16 protein-coding genes and 1 pseudogene are annotated in these 16,303 nt (G+C 58.6%); 3 read left to right on the forward strand and 14 right to left on the reverse strand.

What is annotated here, in order from left to right; all coding sequences use genetic code 11:
• Window positions 1-127: 127 nt before the first annotated feature.
• Together ACGHP1_RS13995 and ACGHP1_RS14000 are read right to left on the reverse strand one after the other, a co-directional pair.
• A complete protein-coding gene (locus tag ACGHP1_RS13995) occupies window positions 128-1,444 on the reverse strand; it encodes an NAD(P)-dependent oxidoreductase (RefSeq protein WP_390509699.1) in 1,317 nt (438 codons plus the stop codon).
• A 137-nt stretch (window positions 1,445-1,581) separates the two neighbouring features.
• Window positions 1,582-2,787, reverse strand: a complete 1,206-nt coding sequence (locus tag ACGHP1_RS14000) for a nucleotidyltransferase family protein (protein WP_390509700.1) — start codon at window positions 2,785-2,787, stop codon at window positions 1,582-1,584.
• 255 nt (window positions 2,788-3,042) lie between these two features.
• On the opposite strand from ACGHP1_RS14000, the gene ACGHP1_RS14005 reads away from it, so the two are divergent.
• Together ACGHP1_RS14005 and ACGHP1_RS14010 are read left to right on the forward strand one after the other, a co-directional pair.
• Window positions 3,043-4,239 (forward strand): acetate/propionate family kinase, encoded by a 1,197-nt coding sequence (locus ACGHP1_RS14005; protein ID WP_097774388.1) that lies wholly within the window; start codon window positions 3,043-3,045, stop codon window positions 4,237-4,239.
• A 308-nt stretch (window positions 4,240-4,547) separates the two neighbouring features.
• Window positions 4,548-4,835: a zinc-ribbon domain containing protein gene (locus ACGHP1_RS14010; RefSeq protein ID WP_005921120.1), complete on the forward strand. Its 288-nt coding sequence runs from the start codon at window positions 4,548-4,550 to the stop codon at window positions 4,833-4,835.
• Window positions 4,836-4,948: 113 nt separating this feature from the next.
• On the opposite strand, the gene ACGHP1_RS14015 is transcribed toward ACGHP1_RS14010, so the two are convergent.
• Entirely contained in the window at window positions 4,949-6,568 is a 1,620-nt protein-coding gene (locus tag ACGHP1_RS14015; protein WP_390509701.1) for a phosphatidylserine/phosphatidylglycerophosphate/cardiolipin synthase family protein, read from the reverse strand.
• A 184-nt stretch (window positions 6,569-6,752) separates the two neighbouring features.
• Here ACGHP1_RS14015 and ACGHP1_RS14020 point away from each other — a divergent pair.
• Window positions 6,753-7,042: pseudogene (locus tag ACGHP1_RS14020) on the forward strand (uridine kinase); the annotation flags it as partial.
• A 129-nt stretch (window positions 7,043-7,171) separates the two neighbouring features.
• Here ACGHP1_RS14020 and atpC read toward each other — a convergent pair.
• The 11 genes from atpC to ACGHP1_RS14075 form a co-directional block, all read right to left on the reverse strand.
• Complete coding sequence (gene atpC, locus ACGHP1_RS14025) at window positions 7,172-7,570, reverse strand: ATP synthase F1 subunit epsilon (protein WP_005938085.1); 399 nt, start codon at window positions 7,568-7,570, stop codon at window positions 7,172-7,174.
• 3 nt (window positions 7,571-7,573) lie between these two features.
• A complete protein-coding gene (gene atpD, locus ACGHP1_RS14030; RefSeq protein ID WP_005938088.1) occupies window positions 7,574-8,968 on the reverse strand; it encodes a F0F1 ATP synthase subunit beta in 1,395 nt (464 codons plus the stop codon).
• Window positions 8,969-8,994: 26 nt separating this feature from the next.
• Complete coding sequence (atpG, locus tag ACGHP1_RS14035) at window positions 8,995-9,843, reverse strand: ATP synthase F1 subunit gamma (RefSeq protein ID WP_005938091.1); 849 nt, start codon at window positions 9,841-9,843, stop codon at window positions 8,995-8,997.
• A gap of 17 nt (window positions 9,844-9,860) precedes the next feature.
• Complete coding sequence (atpA, locus tag ACGHP1_RS14040; protein ID WP_097774385.1) at window positions 9,861-11,381, reverse strand: F0F1 ATP synthase subunit alpha; 1,521 nt, start codon at window positions 11,379-11,381, stop codon at window positions 9,861-9,863.
• 51 nt (window positions 11,382-11,432) lie between these two features.
• The gene (gene atpH, locus ACGHP1_RS14045; RefSeq protein ID WP_097781253.1) at window positions 11,433-11,972 is read right to left on the reverse strand and encodes an ATP synthase F1 subunit delta; all 540 of its coding nucleotides are present in this window, start codon (window positions 11,970-11,972) and stop codon (window positions 11,433-11,435) included.
• Window positions 11,969-12,475: a F0F1 ATP synthase subunit B gene (atpF, locus tag ACGHP1_RS14050; protein WP_390509703.1), complete on the reverse strand. Its 507-nt coding sequence runs from the start codon at window positions 12,473-12,475 to the stop codon at window positions 11,969-11,971. Before atpF ends, atpH begins: the two co-directional genes overlap by 4 nt.
• A 36-nt stretch (window positions 12,476-12,511) precedes the next feature.
• A complete protein-coding gene (atpE, locus tag ACGHP1_RS14055; protein WP_005930278.1) occupies window positions 12,512-12,793 on the reverse strand; it encodes an ATP synthase F0 subunit C in 282 nt (93 codons plus the stop codon).
• A gap of 53 nt (window positions 12,794-12,846) precedes the next feature.
• Entirely contained in the window at window positions 12,847-13,590 is a 744-nt protein-coding gene (locus ACGHP1_RS14060; protein ID WP_154259627.1) for a F0F1 ATP synthase subunit A, read from the reverse strand.
• A 3-nt stretch (window positions 13,591-13,593) separates the two neighbouring features.
• Window positions 13,594-14,094, reverse strand: coding sequence for an ATP synthase subunit I (locus ACGHP1_RS14065; protein WP_005938105.1), 501 nt, complete (start codon window positions 14,092-14,094; stop codon window positions 13,594-13,596).
• Window positions 14,095-14,116: 22 nt separating this feature from the next.
• Window positions 14,117-14,377 (reverse strand): AtpZ/AtpI family protein, encoded by a 261-nt coding sequence (locus ACGHP1_RS14070; protein ID WP_044953278.1) that lies wholly within the window; start codon window positions 14,375-14,377, stop codon window positions 14,117-14,119.
• Window positions 14,378-14,833: 456 nt separating this feature from the next.
• Window positions 14,834-16,252: a glycogen synthase gene (locus ACGHP1_RS14075; protein ID WP_154256295.1), complete on the reverse strand. Its 1,419-nt coding sequence runs from the start codon at window positions 16,250-16,252 to the stop codon at window positions 14,834-14,836.
• Window positions 16,253-16,303 lie beyond the last annotated feature (51 nt).

Raw genomic sequence — 16,303 nt, forward strand, 5'->3', positions numbered from 1 at the left:
TGTACAAATCAGAAACAAGTATATGAATAGTATACAAAGCGAAAGCCGCCCCGTCAACAAACGGAGCGGCAAAGATCGGCAAAGACGCAGAAGCTTTACAGTTTCTTCCAAGTTTGTCTTTATTTCGTCAGATCTCCTGCTTTGCCAGCACGTCCGAGGTGGGGGTCTGGAACACCGGGATATTGGCATAGGGGTCAGCCACTTCTTCTGCAGGCAGGCTCTTCATGTAGGCATCCATGCTCTCGGCCACCTTCTTGGCCACAGCCACCGCCTCCACCACGGTGCGTGCGCCCATCACGGCATCGCCGCCGGCAAATACGCCCTCGCGGGTGGTGCTGCCGTCCTCGCTGACGGTGAGCAGACCCTTCTGGTTGGTCTCGATGCCGGTAGTGGTCTTGACGAGGTTGCTCTCCGAGCCCTGGCTGACCGACACGATCACGCCGGTGTGGGGGTAGAAAGTCTCACTGCCCTCCACCTGAGTGAACCTGCCATCTTCGCCCTTGACGGTATCGCGGCAGATCAGGCCGTTCTCGCGGATCTCCACTGGTGCTTTGCAGAAGCGGAAGCCCACGCCCTCCAGCTTTGCATAGCTCACCTCGTACTCGGAAGCACTGATGCAGCTCTCGTCGCGGCGGGCATAGCAGGTGACGTGGCGGGCGCCGTTGCGGATGGCGGTGCGGGCGCAGTCCATGGCAGAGTTGCCCACGCCGATCACCGCAACATCGCTGCCCAGACGGAACGCCTTGGAGTTTGCCAGATAATCGATGCCAAAGGCTACATTTCCCAGCGTCTCACCCTTGATATGCATGGCGTTGGCCTTCCACAGACCGGCACCGATGAACACGCTCTTGTAGCCGTCGCGGAACAGATCATCGATGGTGATGGTCTTGCCGATGGTGGTGTTGGGCCGAACCTTGATGCCCTTCAGCTCCAGATGGCGGTACTGGAAATCGTCCAGCACGCTGTCCGGCAGGCGATAGTTGGGGATGCCGTAGCGCATGACGCCGCCAATTTTATCGCGGGCATCAAAGATGGTCACATCGTAGCCCCAGCGTGCCAGCAGCACCGCAATGGTCAGGCCCGCCGGGCCGGAGCCAACGACTGCCGCCTTCATGCCATTTTTGGGGGCAGGGCCGGCGGTCATTTTGTTGGCGTAGGTCGTGGAAATGTAGTCCTCAATAATGGAGAAGTGCACCGGGTCGTGGCTGGGCATCCGGTTGCGCACGCAGTGGCCCTCGCACTGGTTCTCGTGGTTGCACACCAACGCACAAACGGTGGTCAGCGGGTTATTCTCAAACAGCATTCTGCCAGCTTCGTCCATCTGGTTTGCCTTGAGCAGCCGAATGACCTCCGGGATGTTGGTGTGGATGGGGCAGCCCTGCTGGCACAGCGGCTTTTTGCAGCCCAGACAGCGGTTGGCTTCGTCCAGAACGTGAAGTGCCATGAAGTTTCCTCCTTATTGCGTGCAGTTTTCTGATTTCATTCTCGTTTGTTGTATCCAACATTGCATTGCTCTAATCATACACCACAAACCGCCCGGGCACAAGTGTTTCTGAATAAAATTTCTTCGATTATTTTTTGTCAATTCGTCAAAAAGATAATTTTTTGACGATATGCTCTGCCCATTGGCCCGGGCACCCGGCGGCACAGTGCGCCAAAATCGCTGGCTGCTGCCTGTGCCGCCGCCATGCGGGCGCAGGCATCGTTTTCTTTTTCCAGCTTTGCCAGCGAGTGGCTCAGCGGCAGGGATGCATGCTTCAGCAGCGGAAGTGCTTTCCGCCTTGCCCCCAGCAAATGCAGATAGGGCGGCAGGGCAGGCACGGTCTCCGCCGCATAGCCCAGTGCCGCATCCATGGCAAGACGGCGCATCCGGGCCCGGGGGTAACGCACAGTGGTCAGCGCGTCCAGCAGCTGGGGCAGGCCGGTGCAGCTGCGCACGGCGTTTTCCAGCCGGTGGTCCAATCCCTCGGAAACGCCCCGCACTGCGGCAAAAGGTTCCGGTCGTGCACAGGCCGCCCGCAGCAGAGCCAGCTCACACCGGCCCGCAGCGGCATGCTCCGTATACATTCCGTCGATTTCCGCTTTTTTATACAGTTCCAGTGCTTTTTCCGGCACATAAGGAGTCAGCGCATCCGCGCCCTGCTCTGCCCAGAGGGCGCGCAGCGCGCTGGCACTGGCAAACTGTGCGTGGCCGCTTTCGGCAAGGGCCTGCCCGTGGCCCGCCCCCACGCGGGGCAGCGGCACCGGGGTCATGGGTGCCTCCTGTTCCAGAATGGCCTTGCAGTATTCTACTGCCAGATTGTTGTTGGGCTTATCCAACAGCGCGGCCAGTGCCGTGCCCGGGCAGAGCGCTTCCACCGCCGCCTGCCGCGCCGCCGCAAAGCTGCGGGCACCGGCTGCAAGCTGGCGCTTCAGCTCGGTGCGGTAGGCCTCGCTGTTCAGTACCCGGGCAGCTTCCATCAGCAGGGCTGCGTCCGGTGTCTCTGCCCCGAACACCAGCGCATCGCACCCGGCGGCGGCAAGGATGCGCACCCCCGCCCGGGCAAAAGCCTCTGCCCCCGCACAGGCACAGGGCGCAGGCAGCGCAAATATCAGATCTGCCCCGCATTGCAGTGCAGCCTGCACCCGCACCGCTTCCGGCAGCAGCGGCAGTGCGCCGCGCTGGGTCAGCCCGCAGCTCATGGCCACCGCCACATGCTGTGCTCCCAGCGCTTTTGCCTGCGCCAGCTGCCATGCATGGCCGTTGTGAAAGGGGTCGTACTCTGCAATGATACCGGCAAATTTCATAGATAAGCTCCTCTGCAGGGCTGCTGCGCCCTCGGAAAGATTGTTAAATTTATATCGTATATACAGAAAACTGCAGTGGTTTTGCGCATTTGTGGGCAGTATGTACAAAAACCTTGTACACAAGCTTTACCGCTTTGCCCGGGTTGCGGCTTGAAAAGCCGCCCACCCTATTATATAATAAACACAGGAATCTGTAAAATTCTGTCCTCAGGTTTAAAAAGAGGGCAGACCAAAAACATACAGGAGGCAACACAGATGAAAGTTCTGGTTATTAACTGCGGCTCTTCTTCTCTGAAGTATCAGCTGATCGATATGGACGGCGAGAAGGTGCTGTGCAAGGGCCTGTGCGAGCGCATTGGCATGGAAAGCAGCATGATCACCCACGAGGCAAACGGCCACAAGGCCACCACGCCCGCCATCTTCCCCACCCACACCGAGGCATTTGCCGAGGTCGTGAAGAAGATGACCACCGGCGAAGGCAAGTGCATCAACGACGTCAGCGAGATCGATGCCATCGGTCACCGTGTCGTGCACGGCGGCGAGAAGTTCAAGGAGAGCTGCCTGATCACCGACGAGGTCATCGAGACCATCCGCGAGCTGAGCCCTCTGGCTCCCCTGCACAACCCCGCCGGCATTCTGGGCATCGAGGCCGCACGCAAGGTGTTCGGCAACATCCCCATGGTGGCTGTGTTCGATACCGCTTTCCACAGCACCATGCCTCCGAAGGCTTATATGTACGCCATTCCGTATGAGTACTACGAGAAGTACGGCGTGCGCCGCTACGGCTTCCACGGCACCAGCCACAAGTACGTTGCCCACAAGGCTGCCGAGTATCTGGAAGAGCCCATTGAGCGCCTGAAGCTGATCACCTGCCATCTGGGCAACGGTTCCTCCATTGCCGCTGTGGATCAGGGCAAGGTCGTGGACACCTCCATGGGCATGACCCCGCTGGCCGGCCTGATGATGGGCACCCGCTGCGGCGACCTGGACCCCTCTGTGGTCAACTACCTGAAGTACACCCTGAACATCACCGGCCACGAGCTGGACGAGATCCTGAACAAGAAGTCCGGCCTGCTGGGCATCTCCGGTGTTTCCAGCGACAAGCGTGACGTGGAAGAGGCAGCTGCTGCCGGCAACAAGCGCGCACAGCTGGCTTCCGACATGCTGAACTACCAGATCAAGAAGACCGTTGGCGCTTACATCGCTGCAATGGGCGGCGTGGATGCCATCGTCTTCACCGGCGGCATCGGCGAGCACGACGCGATTGCCCGTGCAAAGGTCTGCCACCACATGGATTGGCTGGGCATCCGCATCGATACCGAGAAGAACAAGCACCCCGTGGGCGATGTGTGCGAGATTACTGCCTGGGGCGCAAAGGTGCGCACTCTGGTCATTGCTACCGACGAGGAGCTGATGATCGCCCGCGACACCAAGGAAGTCATTGAGAAGTAACCGTTTTCCAAAGGGCTTTGCAGGGGCTGCTGCACGGAATGTGCGGCAGCCCCTTTTTCATCTTCCGGCAGTTATTTTACCCAAATCAGCCCTGTCGGATTGTGCTATCTATACAAATAACAAGGCGAATGGTTGTTTTTTGGTTGACAAATTTCAAAAAGAACGGTACAATAGAAAAGTCCTCAATTGGAGGACGTCCATTCATTCAAGCCCCTGGTAAGCTTACTGATCAGCGCGATGGTCCCAAAACCAAAGGTATGGTTACAATCCTTCCGTGGGCAAGAACTAACTAAAGAGGAGATACTACTATGTTTGAAGACAAGACTCTGGTCTGCAAGGACTGCGGTAAGGAATTTGTTTGGACTGCTGGTGAGCAGGAGTTCTACGCATCTCGCGGCTTCGAGAATCAGCCCCAGCGCTGCAAGCCCTGCCGTGACGCCCGCAAGAACGGCGGCGCACGCAGCAACAGCGGTGAGCGTCAGATGTTCGATGCTGTCTGCGCAGCTTGCGGCAAGGCTTGCAAGGTCCCCTTCCAGCCCCGTGAGGACCGTCCGGTCTACTGCTCTGACTGCTTCGCTCGCATGAAGCAGAACTAAGCGCTGATTTTTATTTAAATCGGTAACAAAAGGCCCGCTGTCGAAAGGCAGCGGGCCTTTTTGTATTCAGAGCTTCTCCTGTCTGCTTACGCAGCCATAACGGAGGAAGTCCTTCACACCAGCGGCGCAATGAACTTGAGCAGGATGCCCGCCAGATGCAGCAGCTTTTTGCCCTGCCAGATGCTTTCTTTCGTCCGCTCCACCCTGCGGCACCGGGTGAGCGTATCCTGAAAATCCGCTTCCATGTTGGCAATGCAGTCGGTGCCGCGCATCCAGACCGCGTTTTCAAAGTGATGGTACAGGCTGCGGTAGTCCAGATTGATGGTGCCCGCCACAGCTTCCACGCCGTCGGCGATCACGATCTTCGCATGGGTAAAGCCGGGCTGCCACTCGCTGATCTTCACACCCGAAGAAAGCAGCGCCTTGTAGTGGGTCTTGGCCAGTGCATAAACGAACCACTTATCCGGCTTGCCGGGCAGGATCAGGTGCACATCCACACCGCGCTCTGCCGCAAAGCGCAGGGCCGTTTCCAGCTCGCCGTCTAAAATCAGATACGGCGTGATGATGTGCACATACTTCCGGGCGCGGTTGAGCATATCCATGTACACCATTTCGCCCACCCGCTCACCGTCCAGCGGGCAGTCTCCGTAGGGCACCACAAAGCCCTTGGCGTTTGCTGCCGCCGGGATGGGATCGGACAGGAACTGCTCAAACTCCGGCTGGCACAGGATGCTCCACATCTGCAGGAACAGCGCCGTCATGGAGCGCACACCTTCGCCTTCCAGCATCAGGGCCGAGTCCTTCCAGCGGCCATACTTTTCTATGTGGTTGATGTACTCATCTGCCAGATTCACGCCGCCGGTAAAGCCCACCTGGCCATCAATGACCAGAATTTTGCGGTGGTCGCGGTAGTTGTAGTGGGTGGAAACGAAGGGCGTGACCGGCGAGAACACCTTGCACTGGATGCCCAGCGCTTCCAGCCGGCTGGGGTAATCCCGCGGCAGGGTGGAGAACTCGCAGGTGCCATCATACATCACACGCACATCCACCCCCTGCGCCGCCTTGCGGGCCAGCACTTCCAGAATGCGGCCCCACATCAGGCCTTCATCCACGATGAAATATTCCAGAAAGATGTATTTTTTTGCCGTTTCCAGCTGGCGCAGCATTTCATCGAACATAGCTTCGCCGCCGTTGAAGTAGGTGGCCACCGTGTCGGCATAGACCGGAAATCCGCCTCCCTTGCCCCGCAGATACCGTGCCAGCGGCACCGCTTCGGGTGCCTGCTCCTGCAAAAGCTCCACGGTCTGCTCATTCTGCGGCAGCTGGGCGCGGGTCTGGCCCTCCAGATCCAGCAGGCGGCGCTTCAGGGCATTGTGGCCCACATCACTTTTGGTGTACCAGAACAGCGGCACGCCCAGCACCGGCATCAGCGCTGTGACCACCAGCCATGTAATGCGCACGCTGTTGTCCATGTCCTGATTGAGCAGATAGACCATCATTGCCGCTGTTACCAGCAGGGTGCCGCCAAAATAATGCGGCAGCAGCCCGCCGAACCACTGCAGCAGGCTGAACAGCGCGAACGCCTGTAAAAGCAGCAGAACCAGCACTAGGCCAAAACGGCTGAAAATAGCGTGTACCACGCCCTTCTGTCCCCGTTTGAGCAGGCGGATGCCGCCATCCTCAAACACCCGGACCTTGTCCTTCATATTTTGCTGAAATTGTTTTTTCTGCATGGCATTTTTCCTTATCTCACACATTTGCAGCCCTGGGGCTGTAAAAATGTGCCGGTTTGTGTTATGATGTACAGGAACAAGCCCGCCCGGCGCTGTGTCCCGGACAGGCAGCTTTGCACCTATTATAATCCATTCCTGCCCTTTTTTCCACCCAAAGCGGCAGGATGATGCAGGAGGGACCCCTATGAATAATCTGATCATTGGCATTGCTGGCGGCTCCGGCAGCGGCAAGACCACCCTTGCTCTGCGGCTGAAGGAGCGTTTTGGCGAGGATGAAGTGCGCCTGATCTCCCACGACAGCTATTACAAACGCCACGACGAGCTGCCCTTTGAGGAGCGCTGCAAGCTGAACTACGACCATCCGGATGCTTTTACAACGCCTTGCTGATCTACCATCTGCAGGAGCTGAAGGCAGGCCGCGCCATCGACTGCCCGGTGTATGACTACTCCAACCACAACCGCAGCGACGATGTAACGTCTTTACGATTTAAATGCCCTCCGCATTCGCTCTGGGCATGTTCAGCGGAAATCTTATTTTTAATTTCATCATGCACGCAAAAGGAGCCACCGCACAGGTTGTGCAATGGCTCCTTTTTTCTTATCTCAGTGGATAGAGGTACGCACCAGTGCGCGCTTGAGACGCGCCTGAGCCAGCTCGTAGTCCCGCTTGTCGAGGTTCTTCTGCGCAAGGATCTCCTCCGCGCGCTTCTTGGAAGCCTCGGCGCGGGCCTGATCGATCTCCTCGGCCCACTCCCATGTGGTGGCGACCAGACGCACTTCGCCATCCAGCACGCTCAGCAGCCCGCCCATGCAGGCGGCGCGGCGGCGCTGGCCCTCGGCATCCACGATATGGGCTTCGCCCATGCCCAGCGCGGTGCAGTAATCCCCGTGTTTGGCAAGGATGGCCAGATCGCCGTCAATGGCGCGGCAGACGATGCGCTCGGCCTGCCCGTCAAAGGCGCAGCCGTCCGGCGTGACCACCGTCAGATGAAAGGTCGTCATGGTTTACCCTTTCTTCGCTTTTGCGAACACGTCATCGATGGTGCCCGCGAACAGGAATGCGCTCTCGGGCAGCTCGTCGCACTCGCCGTTCAGGATCATCTTGAAGCCGCGCAGGGTCTCCTTGAGCGGCACATACTGGCCGGGCATACCGGTGAACTGCTCTGCCACGTGGAAGCTCTGGCTCAGGAAGCGCTGCACCTTGCGGGCGCGGCTGACCGTGCGCTTGTCTTCCTCGCTCAGCTCGTCCATGCCCATGATGGCAATGATGTCCTGCAGCTCCTTGTAGCGCTGCAGCACCTTCTGGACGGCGCGGGCGATCTCGTAGTGCTCCTGACCCACGACCTCTGGGCTGAGGATGCGGCTGGTGGAATCCAGCGGGTCCACAGCGGGGTAGATGCCCTGCGAAGCAATGTCACGGCTCAGGACCGTGGTGGCATCCAGATGGGTAAAGGTGGTGGCAGGGGCCGGGTCGGTCAGGTCATCGGCGGGCACGTAGACGGCCTGCACCGAGGTGATGGAACCCTTGCGGGTGGAGGTGATGCGCTCCTGCAGAGCACCCATCTCGGTGGCCAGCGTGGGCTGGTAGCCGACGGCGGAAGGCATACGGCCCAGCAGTGCGGACACCTCAGAACCAGCCTGGGTGAAGCGGAAGATGTTATCGATGAAGAGCAGCACGTCCTGATTCTTCACATCGCGGAAATACTCCGCCATGGTCAGGCCGGACAGTGCCACGCGCATACGGGCTCCCGGGGGTTCGTTCATCTGGCCATAGACCAGTGCAGTCTTGTTGATAACGCCGCTCTCGGTCATTTCGCCGTACAGGTCGTTGCCCTCACGGGTGCGCTCGCCAACGCCGGTGAACACCGAGTAGCCGTTGTGCTCGGTGGCGATGTTATAGATCAGCTCCTGGATCAGGACCGTCTTGCCGACGCCTGCACCGCCGAACAGACCGATCTTGCCGCCCTTTGCGTAGGGGCAGATCAGGTCCACGACCTTGATGCCGGTCTCGAGGATTTCGGTGGTGGACTGCTGCTCCTCGTAGCTGGGAGCAGGGCGGTGGATGGGCCAGTAGGCCTCCGGGGCCGGGGCGGGCTTGTTGTCCACGGGCTCACCCAGCAGGTTGAACACGCGGCCCAGACACTGGTCGCCCACGGGCACTTTGATGGGTTCGCCGGTATCCACGGCTTCGGTGCCGCGCACCAGACCATCGGTGCTGTTCATTGCAATGCAGCGCACCACGTTATCGCCGGTGTGCTGTGCCACCTCGACCACCAGCTTTTCGCCGTGGTTGTCGATCTCGATGGCGTTGAGCAGCTCCGGCAGCTGGCCATCCTCAAACTGGATGTCCAGCACCGGGCCGATGACCTGGAGCACCTTGCCGATATGTTTTTCGGACATAGGCTACAACTCCTTTTTGATAGGTTTTAAATCTCCGCGCCGGCCACGATCTCGGTGATCTCCTGCGTGATGGCAGCCTGACGGGCACGGTTATAATACAGGTTCAAATGGTCGATCATCTCACCGGCGTTCTTGGTGGCGGCATCCATGGCAGTGCGGCGGGCTGCCAACTCACTGGCTACGCTCTCGCACACGGCACCGTAGACGATGCCTGCCACATACTCCGGGATGATCGCGCTGAATACTTCCTCGCTGCTGGGCTTGTACAGGATCTGGCTGCGGCGGGCATCCGCCTTCTGCTGCTCGGTGGGTTCGATGGACAGCGGCAGCACCTCCATGGTGGCTGCGGTCTGGGTCATCATGGAATCGAACCGGGTGTAGCAGATCTTTACCGCATCGTACTCGCCCTTGAGATATCCTTCCGTGATCTGGCGGGACAGCTGGAAGCACTCGCCCACCGAGACATCTGCCGCCAGCAGCACCTCCTGCGTGAACAGGGGCACCTCGTGATGGACGAAATACTCTGCCGAGCGCTTGCCGATGGGCAGCACCAGCACTTCGCCTTCTTCGGCCCCGGCCTGCTTGAGCACGTTGGAATTGTATCCGCCGGCAAGGCCGCGGTCGCCTGCAATAACGATGAGCAGGGTGCGCTTCACTTCGTCACGGCGCAGGTAGGGGTTGCGGGCGCGGGGGTCGGCCGCGGCGATCTTGGTCAAAGTCTCATGCAGCGTTTCAAAGTAGGGGCGGCTGTGCTCCACCCGTTCCTTGGCGCGGCGCATTTTGGAGGAAGCCACCAGTTCCATTGCCTTGGTGATCTGCATGGTGCTCTCTACGCTTTTGATGCGCAGCTTGATGTCCTTCATGGAACCAGCCATGCGTTACGCCTCCTTCCTTAGTGCGCCTTGACGAAGCTGTCGGTATAGGCTGTGAGCACGCTCTTAAGCTGCTCCTCAGTGTCCTTATCCAGATTGCCGGTGGTGCGGATGGTCTCCATGACGGCGGCACCCGCAGCATTGTTGTCCAGATATTCGTACAGGCCCTTCTCATACTCGGCCACGTCCGGCACCTTGACCTTCACAAGGTGATCGTGAATGGTCGCATACAGGATGGCCACCTGCTTTTCCACAGGCACGGGAGCGGAACGGTTCTGCTTGAGCACTTCCACGATGCGCTCGCCCTGTGCAAGGCGGGCCTTGGTGTCGGCATCCAGATCGGAACCGAACTGTGCAAAGCTCTGCAGCTCGCGGTACTGGGAGTAGATCAGCTTCAGGGTGCCGGCGACCTTCTTCATGGCCTTGATCTGGGCATTGCCGCCCACGCGGGACACCGAGATGCCGGGGTTGACTGCCGGCATGACACCGGAGTGGAACAGCTCCGTCTCCAGGAAGATCTGACCATCGGTGATGGAAATGACATTCGTGGGGATGTAGGCGGAAACATCGCCCGCCTGCGTCTCGATGATGGGCAGAGCCGTCAGGCTGCCGCCGCCCAGCTCATTGGAGAGCTTGGCCGCGCGTTCCAGCAGACGAGAGTGCAGATAGAACACGTCGCCGGGGTAGGCCTCACGTCCCGGGGGACGGCGGATCAGCAGCGACAGTGCACGGTAGGCCACGGCGTGCTTGGACAGATCGTCGTAGATGATGAGGACATGCTTGCCCTGATGCATGAAATATTCGCCCATGGCACAGCCGGAGTAGGGTGCGATATACTGCAGGGGCGAAAGCTCGGATGCCGTTGCGGACACCACGATGGTGTAGCCCATAGCACCGGCCTCGGTCAGGCTCTGCACAAGGTTTGCCACGGTAGAGCGCTTCTGACCGATGGCAACGTAAATGCAGATGACATCCTTGCCCTTCTGGTTGATGATAGTATCGGAGGCGATGGTGGTCTTGCCGGTCTGGCGGTCGCCGATGATCAGCTCGCGCTGGCCGCGGCCAATGGGGATCATGGAGTCGATGGCCTTGATGCCGGTCTGCAGCGGCTCCTTGACCGGCTGACGGTCGATGATGCCGGGAGCGCGGCTTTCAATGGCGCGGAACTCGGTGGTCTCGATGGGGCCTGCGCCGTCGATGGGCTGGCCCAGCGCGTTGACCACGCGGCCGATCATGGCTTCGCCCACCGGCACGGACACCACCTTGCCGGTGCGCTTGACAGTGCTGCCTTCCTTGATGCCGACGTCGGAGCCCAGCAGAACGATGGAGACGGTGTTCTCCTCCAGATTCTGGGCCATGCCGTATTCGCCGTTATCAAACTGAAGCAGCTCACCTGCCATGCACTTTTCCAGACCACTGGCGCGGGCGATGCCGTCGCCCACCATAATGACCGTGCCGGTCTCGCTCTGCTCAATGGCATTTTCGTAATGCTTGATCTGCGCACGGATGATCTTGGAGATCTCTTCAGGTTTCAGTTGCATCTTTGTTTGTTCACCACTCAATTCTTAAAAATCTTTCGGGTGGAAATTCGATCACAGTGTCACGGAAGCAATGTCCCTGCGCAGGGCCGCCAGACGGTTCTGCACCGTGCCGTCCAGCTCGGTGCCTTCGATATCCAGCCGGATGCCGCCCAGCACTGCCGGATCGACCTTTGTTTTCAGGTCGATGGTCTTGCCGGTGAGCTTTTCCAGCTTTTCGTGCAGGCTCTTTGCCTGCTGCTCCGTCATTGCCACTGCAGTGGTCGCCGTTGCTTCCAGAATGCCGTGTGCCTGATTGTAGCGCACACGGTAAGCCCGTGCACAGCCGGACAGCTCTCGCAGGGTGCCCTTCTCGCACAGGATCTTCAAAAAGTTCAGCACATAGAGGTGGACCTGATCCCGCAGTGCTTCATCCAGCAGGCCGCAGCGCTCTCTTTTCGGGATGCTGGGGGTGCTGAGCAGATGCAGGTAGTCCGGGTTCGCCTTAAAAAGCGCCACGGCTTCGTCCAGCTCACCCAGAATGCGGGCCTCCAGCCCTTCCTCCGCCGCCAGATCGTACAGGCTTCCGCCGTACATCCTTGCAGTCTCGGTCATGATGCTTCACCCACATTTTTGATAAATTCGTCGATCAGATCCTTGTGGTCCTTCTCGCTGATCTCACGCTCCACCACCTTGGAGGCGATCTCCATGGCGATGTCGCCGATCTCGTCCTTGACCTCGTTCACGGCCTTCTTGCGCTCCTGCGCAATGTCGGCTTCGGCCTTCTGCTTGAGGGCAGCAGCCTGCGCGCGGGCCTCGCCCACGATCTCTTCGCCGCGGGCGGTGGCCGTCTTCTGCGCATTGGCAACGATCTCGTTGGCCTCGGTGCGGGCATTCTGCAGGTTCTGCTCGTACTCTGCCTTCATGGCTTCGGCTTCGGTGCGCAGCTTGGTGGCATCGGCGATCTGGCTGTCTGCCTTCGCCTTGCGCTCTGCGATCACGTTTTTGACCGGATTCAGCAGGAACTTTTTGAAGATGAACAGCTGGATCATCAGGTTGCAGATCTGGGCCAGAAAGGTCCAGCCGTCCAGCGTGATCAACGCCTGGTACAGTTCCATAAGCGTCTCCTTTCGTTATTTTGTAAAAGGTTCCGCTTATGCCAGGAACTTCATGAACATACCGGGTGCCAGGAAGATCAGCAGCAGGCCGGTGACGAAGCCGTAAATACCGGTGGTCTCGGAAAGTGCAACGCCCAGGATCAGGGTGCTGGTAACGTCGCTCTTGCACTCGGGCTGACGGCCCACAGCTTCACAGGCAGCAGCTGCTGCGTTGCCTTCGCCGATACCGGGGCCGATACCTGCGATCAGTGCGCAGCCTGCGCCGATGCCGCAGCCTGCCAGAGCGATACCACGAGCGAGGTACTGAAAGTCAGTCATAAGATTTGTCCTCCAAAAAAGTTTTTTGTTTTGGGAGATGCCGTTGTGAGGGCTTAGTCCTCACCGGCAGCACGTTTGATGAAAATTGCGGTCAGGGTGCAGAAGATGAACGCCTGAATGCAGCCGCCGAACCAGTCGAAATACAGGCCCGTAAAGGCCGGAATGCCGATCTGGAACAGCTGGATCTGACTCAAGGCACCCGGCAGCCAGCCGAAAATGACGTGGCTCAGGCTTGCCAGCGCCCAGTACAGCAGTGTGGAAATGACCGTACCGGACAAGATGTTGCCAAAGTGACGGAACGCCATACTGACGGGGGTGGAAACCTCCGACAGCACATTGATGGGTGCCATGATGAAGATGGGGTCCAAAAGACCTTTCAGGTAGGAAAGGATGCCGTTGGTCTTGATCTTGTAGTACATGATCAGCACGAACACCACAATGGCCCACGCCGCCTCGGTGTTCAGGTCGGCTGTGGGGCTCCACAGGCCGATGACACTGATGAGGTTGCAGCCGATGCTCAGAGCGAAGATCGCGCCGATGAGCGGGATATACTTATCAAAGTGATAGCCCATGTTGTCGTGCACGAACTGGTCCAGCCGTTCTACGATGAACTCGGCGGCGGCCTGCCGCTTTGAGACATTTTCCAGCTTGAGGTTGCTGCCCAGCCAGATGGCAAGACCCGAAAGCAGCGCCATGACGATCCAGGTGCTGACTAAGGTCTGGGAGATCTTGAAATCACCCAGCAGGGGGATGTCCGTATGGATGGTATACAGGATCTTTGCGCCGTTCAGTTCCATTTGTTACGTTTCACCCCCTTCGTCACGGGGTTCAGCTTCCGGCTCCGGTGCGGGTTCGGGGTCGTCCTCCACAGAGACGTCCACCGAAGGCCCGGCCGGTGCAAGAGGCTTGTACTTGCCGGTTATTTGCAGGTAGTAGATCGTAACGCGCGGGAAAAGCAGGGGCAGAACACCGGCAAACGGCTGGAACACCGGTGCCCCGATGGCAACGATGATCCACACCGCCTGCAAAAGCATCCGGACATTGTAGGAAGCCTGCAATGTCGCTTTGCGCCGTTTCTCATCCTGCTCGTCGATGACCTTCTGGCACACGAGGCAGATGCCCGCAAAGTTGCCGATGGCCACGGCCGCGCCGATGAGACTGCCCAGAACAACAGTGTAATCAAATTTCACCCAGCCAACCAGGTGCAGAGCTGCAAAGATCACCCACATGACGGCGGTACAGATGGCCGTGCCGCAGGCGATGCGGGTCAGCTCCTTTTTGGATTCCGGCTGCAGTTTCATAAAGGGAAACCTCCTGTTAAGTTTACTGATGCGAGTTGAACCCCACCCGCTTTGGTTTTTCCTTTTTGGTGCGGTCCATGTGTTCCTTTGCAAAATACCAGAAGTTCTGTGCCCCGGCAGCAAGCCCCAGCAGGATGGCCGGCAGGAACACCCATTCCGGCCAGCTCCAGTTGTTCACCGCCCACCATGCACCGCCCAGACACATGACCAGCGGCAGCAGCATATTCAGGCCCAGCTGGGTCAGCCAGACAAGATCCTCCAGTGCCTTATACCAGCCCTTCAACCTGCGTTTCCTCCCTGTGTGATGTGCCTTTGCAAAAGCCAGATTCTGGATTCTTTGCCAAGGATTTGCAATCAGCAAAAAATCTTATAACGATAGTATAATTCAAACCGGCTGTTTTTTCAATCAATTTTCCACTATTTTCTAGTAAAATTTCATAGTTTGTTCAAACTAATGCCGTAACTGTACGCCCTGTATGGAGTTTGTGCGTCTGCGGGCGCATCAATACCAAAAGTTTGATGGATTTGTTGTGCAGAATGCAAAAAACGGGCGAGCCCTCTCAGGCGCTGACGCGCCAGCTCTCCCGAAGGGCGAGCTTTTATGCATCTTTCGGGCAGCACAAATAAAGCTCCCCCTTCCGGGGGAGCTGCTGAGCGAAGCGAAGCTGAGAGGGTCACACAAAAAAGCCGCCCGGCTCTTTGGGAACCGGGCGGCAGCCGTTATGCAGTTTTCAGGATATTACCAGAGGTTTGCCGTCTCATTGTACAGGCCCTCATAGCTCTTGGCGGAGACATCCCAGCTGAAATCGCACTCCATGCAGTGATGCACGAGGTTCTTCCAGTTCTCCTTGTCATAGTAAGCATTCTGTGCGTTGCAGCAGGCCACATACAGCTCGTGGGCATTGTAGCCCGCAAAGGTGAAGCCGTTGCCCTCGCCCATGGTGCTGTCGTGGATGGAGTCGCGCAGACCGCCGGTCTCGCGGACGATGGGAGGCGTGCCGTAGCGGCAGGCCACCATCTGTGCCAGACCGCAGGGTTCGCTCTTGGAAGGCATGATGAAGGCATCTGCGCCTGCGTAGATCTCCTGCGACAGGGCCGGTTCGAAGCCGATGTAGGTGCCTACGCGGCCCGGATGGCGTGCGCACAGGTCGGAGAAGAAGTTCTCGTACTGGCTCTCGCCGCTGCCCAGAACGACCAGCTCGATGCCGCGGTCCACCAGACCATCGGCGATGCTCTGCACCAGATCAAAGCCCTTCATGCCGACCATGCGGCTGACCATGGCAAAGACGGGGCTGCCATCCTTGTTCAGGCCGAACTTATCCTGCAGGGCTTCCTTGCACTTTGCCTTGCCCTCTTCAAAGTTGGTGATGTCGTAGTTGAAGGGGATGTTCTTATCCGTAGCGGGATCGTTGGAATCGGTATCGATGCCGTTCAGGATGCCGCACAGCTTGTACTGCTTCTCGCGCAGCAGAGCGTCCAGACCATAGCTGAACCACGGGTCGAGGATTTCCATGGCATAGGTGGGGCTGACAGTGGTGATCTTATCGGCAGTCTCGAAAGCACCCTTCATGAAGTTTGCGCAGCCGTCGTACTCTACGATGTGCTGGTCACGGCGGCCGATGCCGCAGGTATCCTCCAGAATGTCGGTGCCGTACTTGCCCTGATAAGCGATATTATGGATGGTGAAGATGGTCTTGATGCGGTTGAACTTATCCAGATGGCGATAGTACAGGTTCAGGTACACCGGCACCAGAGCGGTCTGCCAGTCGTTGCAGTTGATGATATCGGGGGTGAAATCGATGTAGAACAAAGTCTCTAAAACGGCGCGGGAGAAGAAGGCGAAACGCTCGCCGTCATCGTAGAAGCCGTACAGGCCGCGGCGCTTGAAGTAATACTCGTTGTCCAGGAAGTAGTAGGTCACGCCGTTCCGCTCGGTCTTGAACAGGCCGCAGTACTGGCTGCGCCAGCCCACGGGGACGGAATAATTGGTCACGTACTCCAGCGTATCACGGAACTTCAAATCGCCGTACAGGGGCATAATGACGCGGGCATCCACGCCGTCCTTGACCAGAGCCTTGGGCAGGGCACCCGCAACGTCGGCCAGACCGCCGGACTTTGCAAAGGGTGCAGCTTCCGAAGCAGCATACAGGATTCTCATAGGATCGCTCCTTCCATATAGTGGGATATTTTCGTTCTCCCCCACCGCCCT

Source organism: Faecalibacterium sp. i21-0019-B1, assembly GCF_042852915.1.
Lineage (GTDB): Bacteria > Bacillota > Clostridia > Oscillospirales > Ruminococcaceae > Faecalibacterium > Faecalibacterium taiwanense.

Coding starts and splice junctions, on each gene's coding strand:
- ACGHP1_RS14015 (WP_390509701.1), bottom strand. CDS start 6,568: ATGCAGAAAAAACAATTTCAGCAAAATATGAAGGACAAGGTCCGGGTG.
- atpH (WP_097781253.1), bottom strand. CDS start 11,972: ATGACCGAGACTGCAAGGATGTACGGCGGAAGCCTGTACGATCTGGCG.
- atpG (WP_005938091.1), bottom strand. CDS start 9,843: ATGGCTGGTTCCATGAAGGACATCAAGCTGCGCATCAAAAGCGTAGAG.
- atpE (WP_005930278.1), bottom strand. CDS start 12,793: ATGACTGACTTTCAGTACCTCGCTCGTGGTATCGCTCTGGCAGGCTGC.
- ACGHP1_RS14060 (WP_154259627.1), bottom strand. CDS start 13,590: ATGGAACTGAACGGCGCAAAGATCCTGTATACCATCCATACGGACATC.
- ACGHP1_RS14005 (WP_097774388.1), top strand. CDS start 3,043: ATGAAAGTTCTGGTTATTAACTGCGGCTCTTCTTCTCTGAAGTATCAG.
- ACGHP1_RS14065 (WP_005938105.1), bottom strand. CDS start 14,094: ATGAAACTGCAGCCGGAATCCAAAAAGGAGCTGACCCGCATCGCCTGC.
- ACGHP1_RS14010 (WP_005921120.1), top strand. CDS start 4,548: ATGTTTGAAGACAAGACTCTGGTCTGCAAGGACTGCGGTAAGGAATTT.
- ACGHP1_RS13995 (WP_390509699.1), bottom strand. CDS start 1,444: ATGGCACTTCACGTTCTGGACGAAGCCAACCGCTGTCTGGGCTGCAAA.
- atpF (WP_390509703.1), bottom strand. CDS start 12,475: ATGGAACTGTACCAGGCGTTGATCACGCTGGACGGCTGGACCTTTCTG.
- atpA (WP_097774385.1), bottom strand. CDS start 11,381: ATGCAACTGAAACCTGAAGAGATCTCCAAGATCATCCGTGCGCAGATC.
- atpC (WP_005938085.1), bottom strand. CDS start 7,570: ATGACGACCTTTCATCTGACGGTGGTCACGCCGGACGGCTGCGCCTTT.
- atpD (WP_005938088.1), bottom strand. CDS start 8,968: ATGTCCGAAAAACATATCGGCAAGGTGCTCCAGGTCATCGGCCCGGTG.
- ACGHP1_RS14000 (WP_390509700.1), bottom strand. CDS start 2,787: ATGAAATTTGCCGGTATCATTGCAGAGTACGACCCCTTTCACAACGGC.
- ACGHP1_RS14075 (WP_154256295.1), bottom strand. CDS start 16,252: ATGAGAATCCTGTATGCTGCTTCGGAAGCTGCACCCTTTGCAAAGTCC.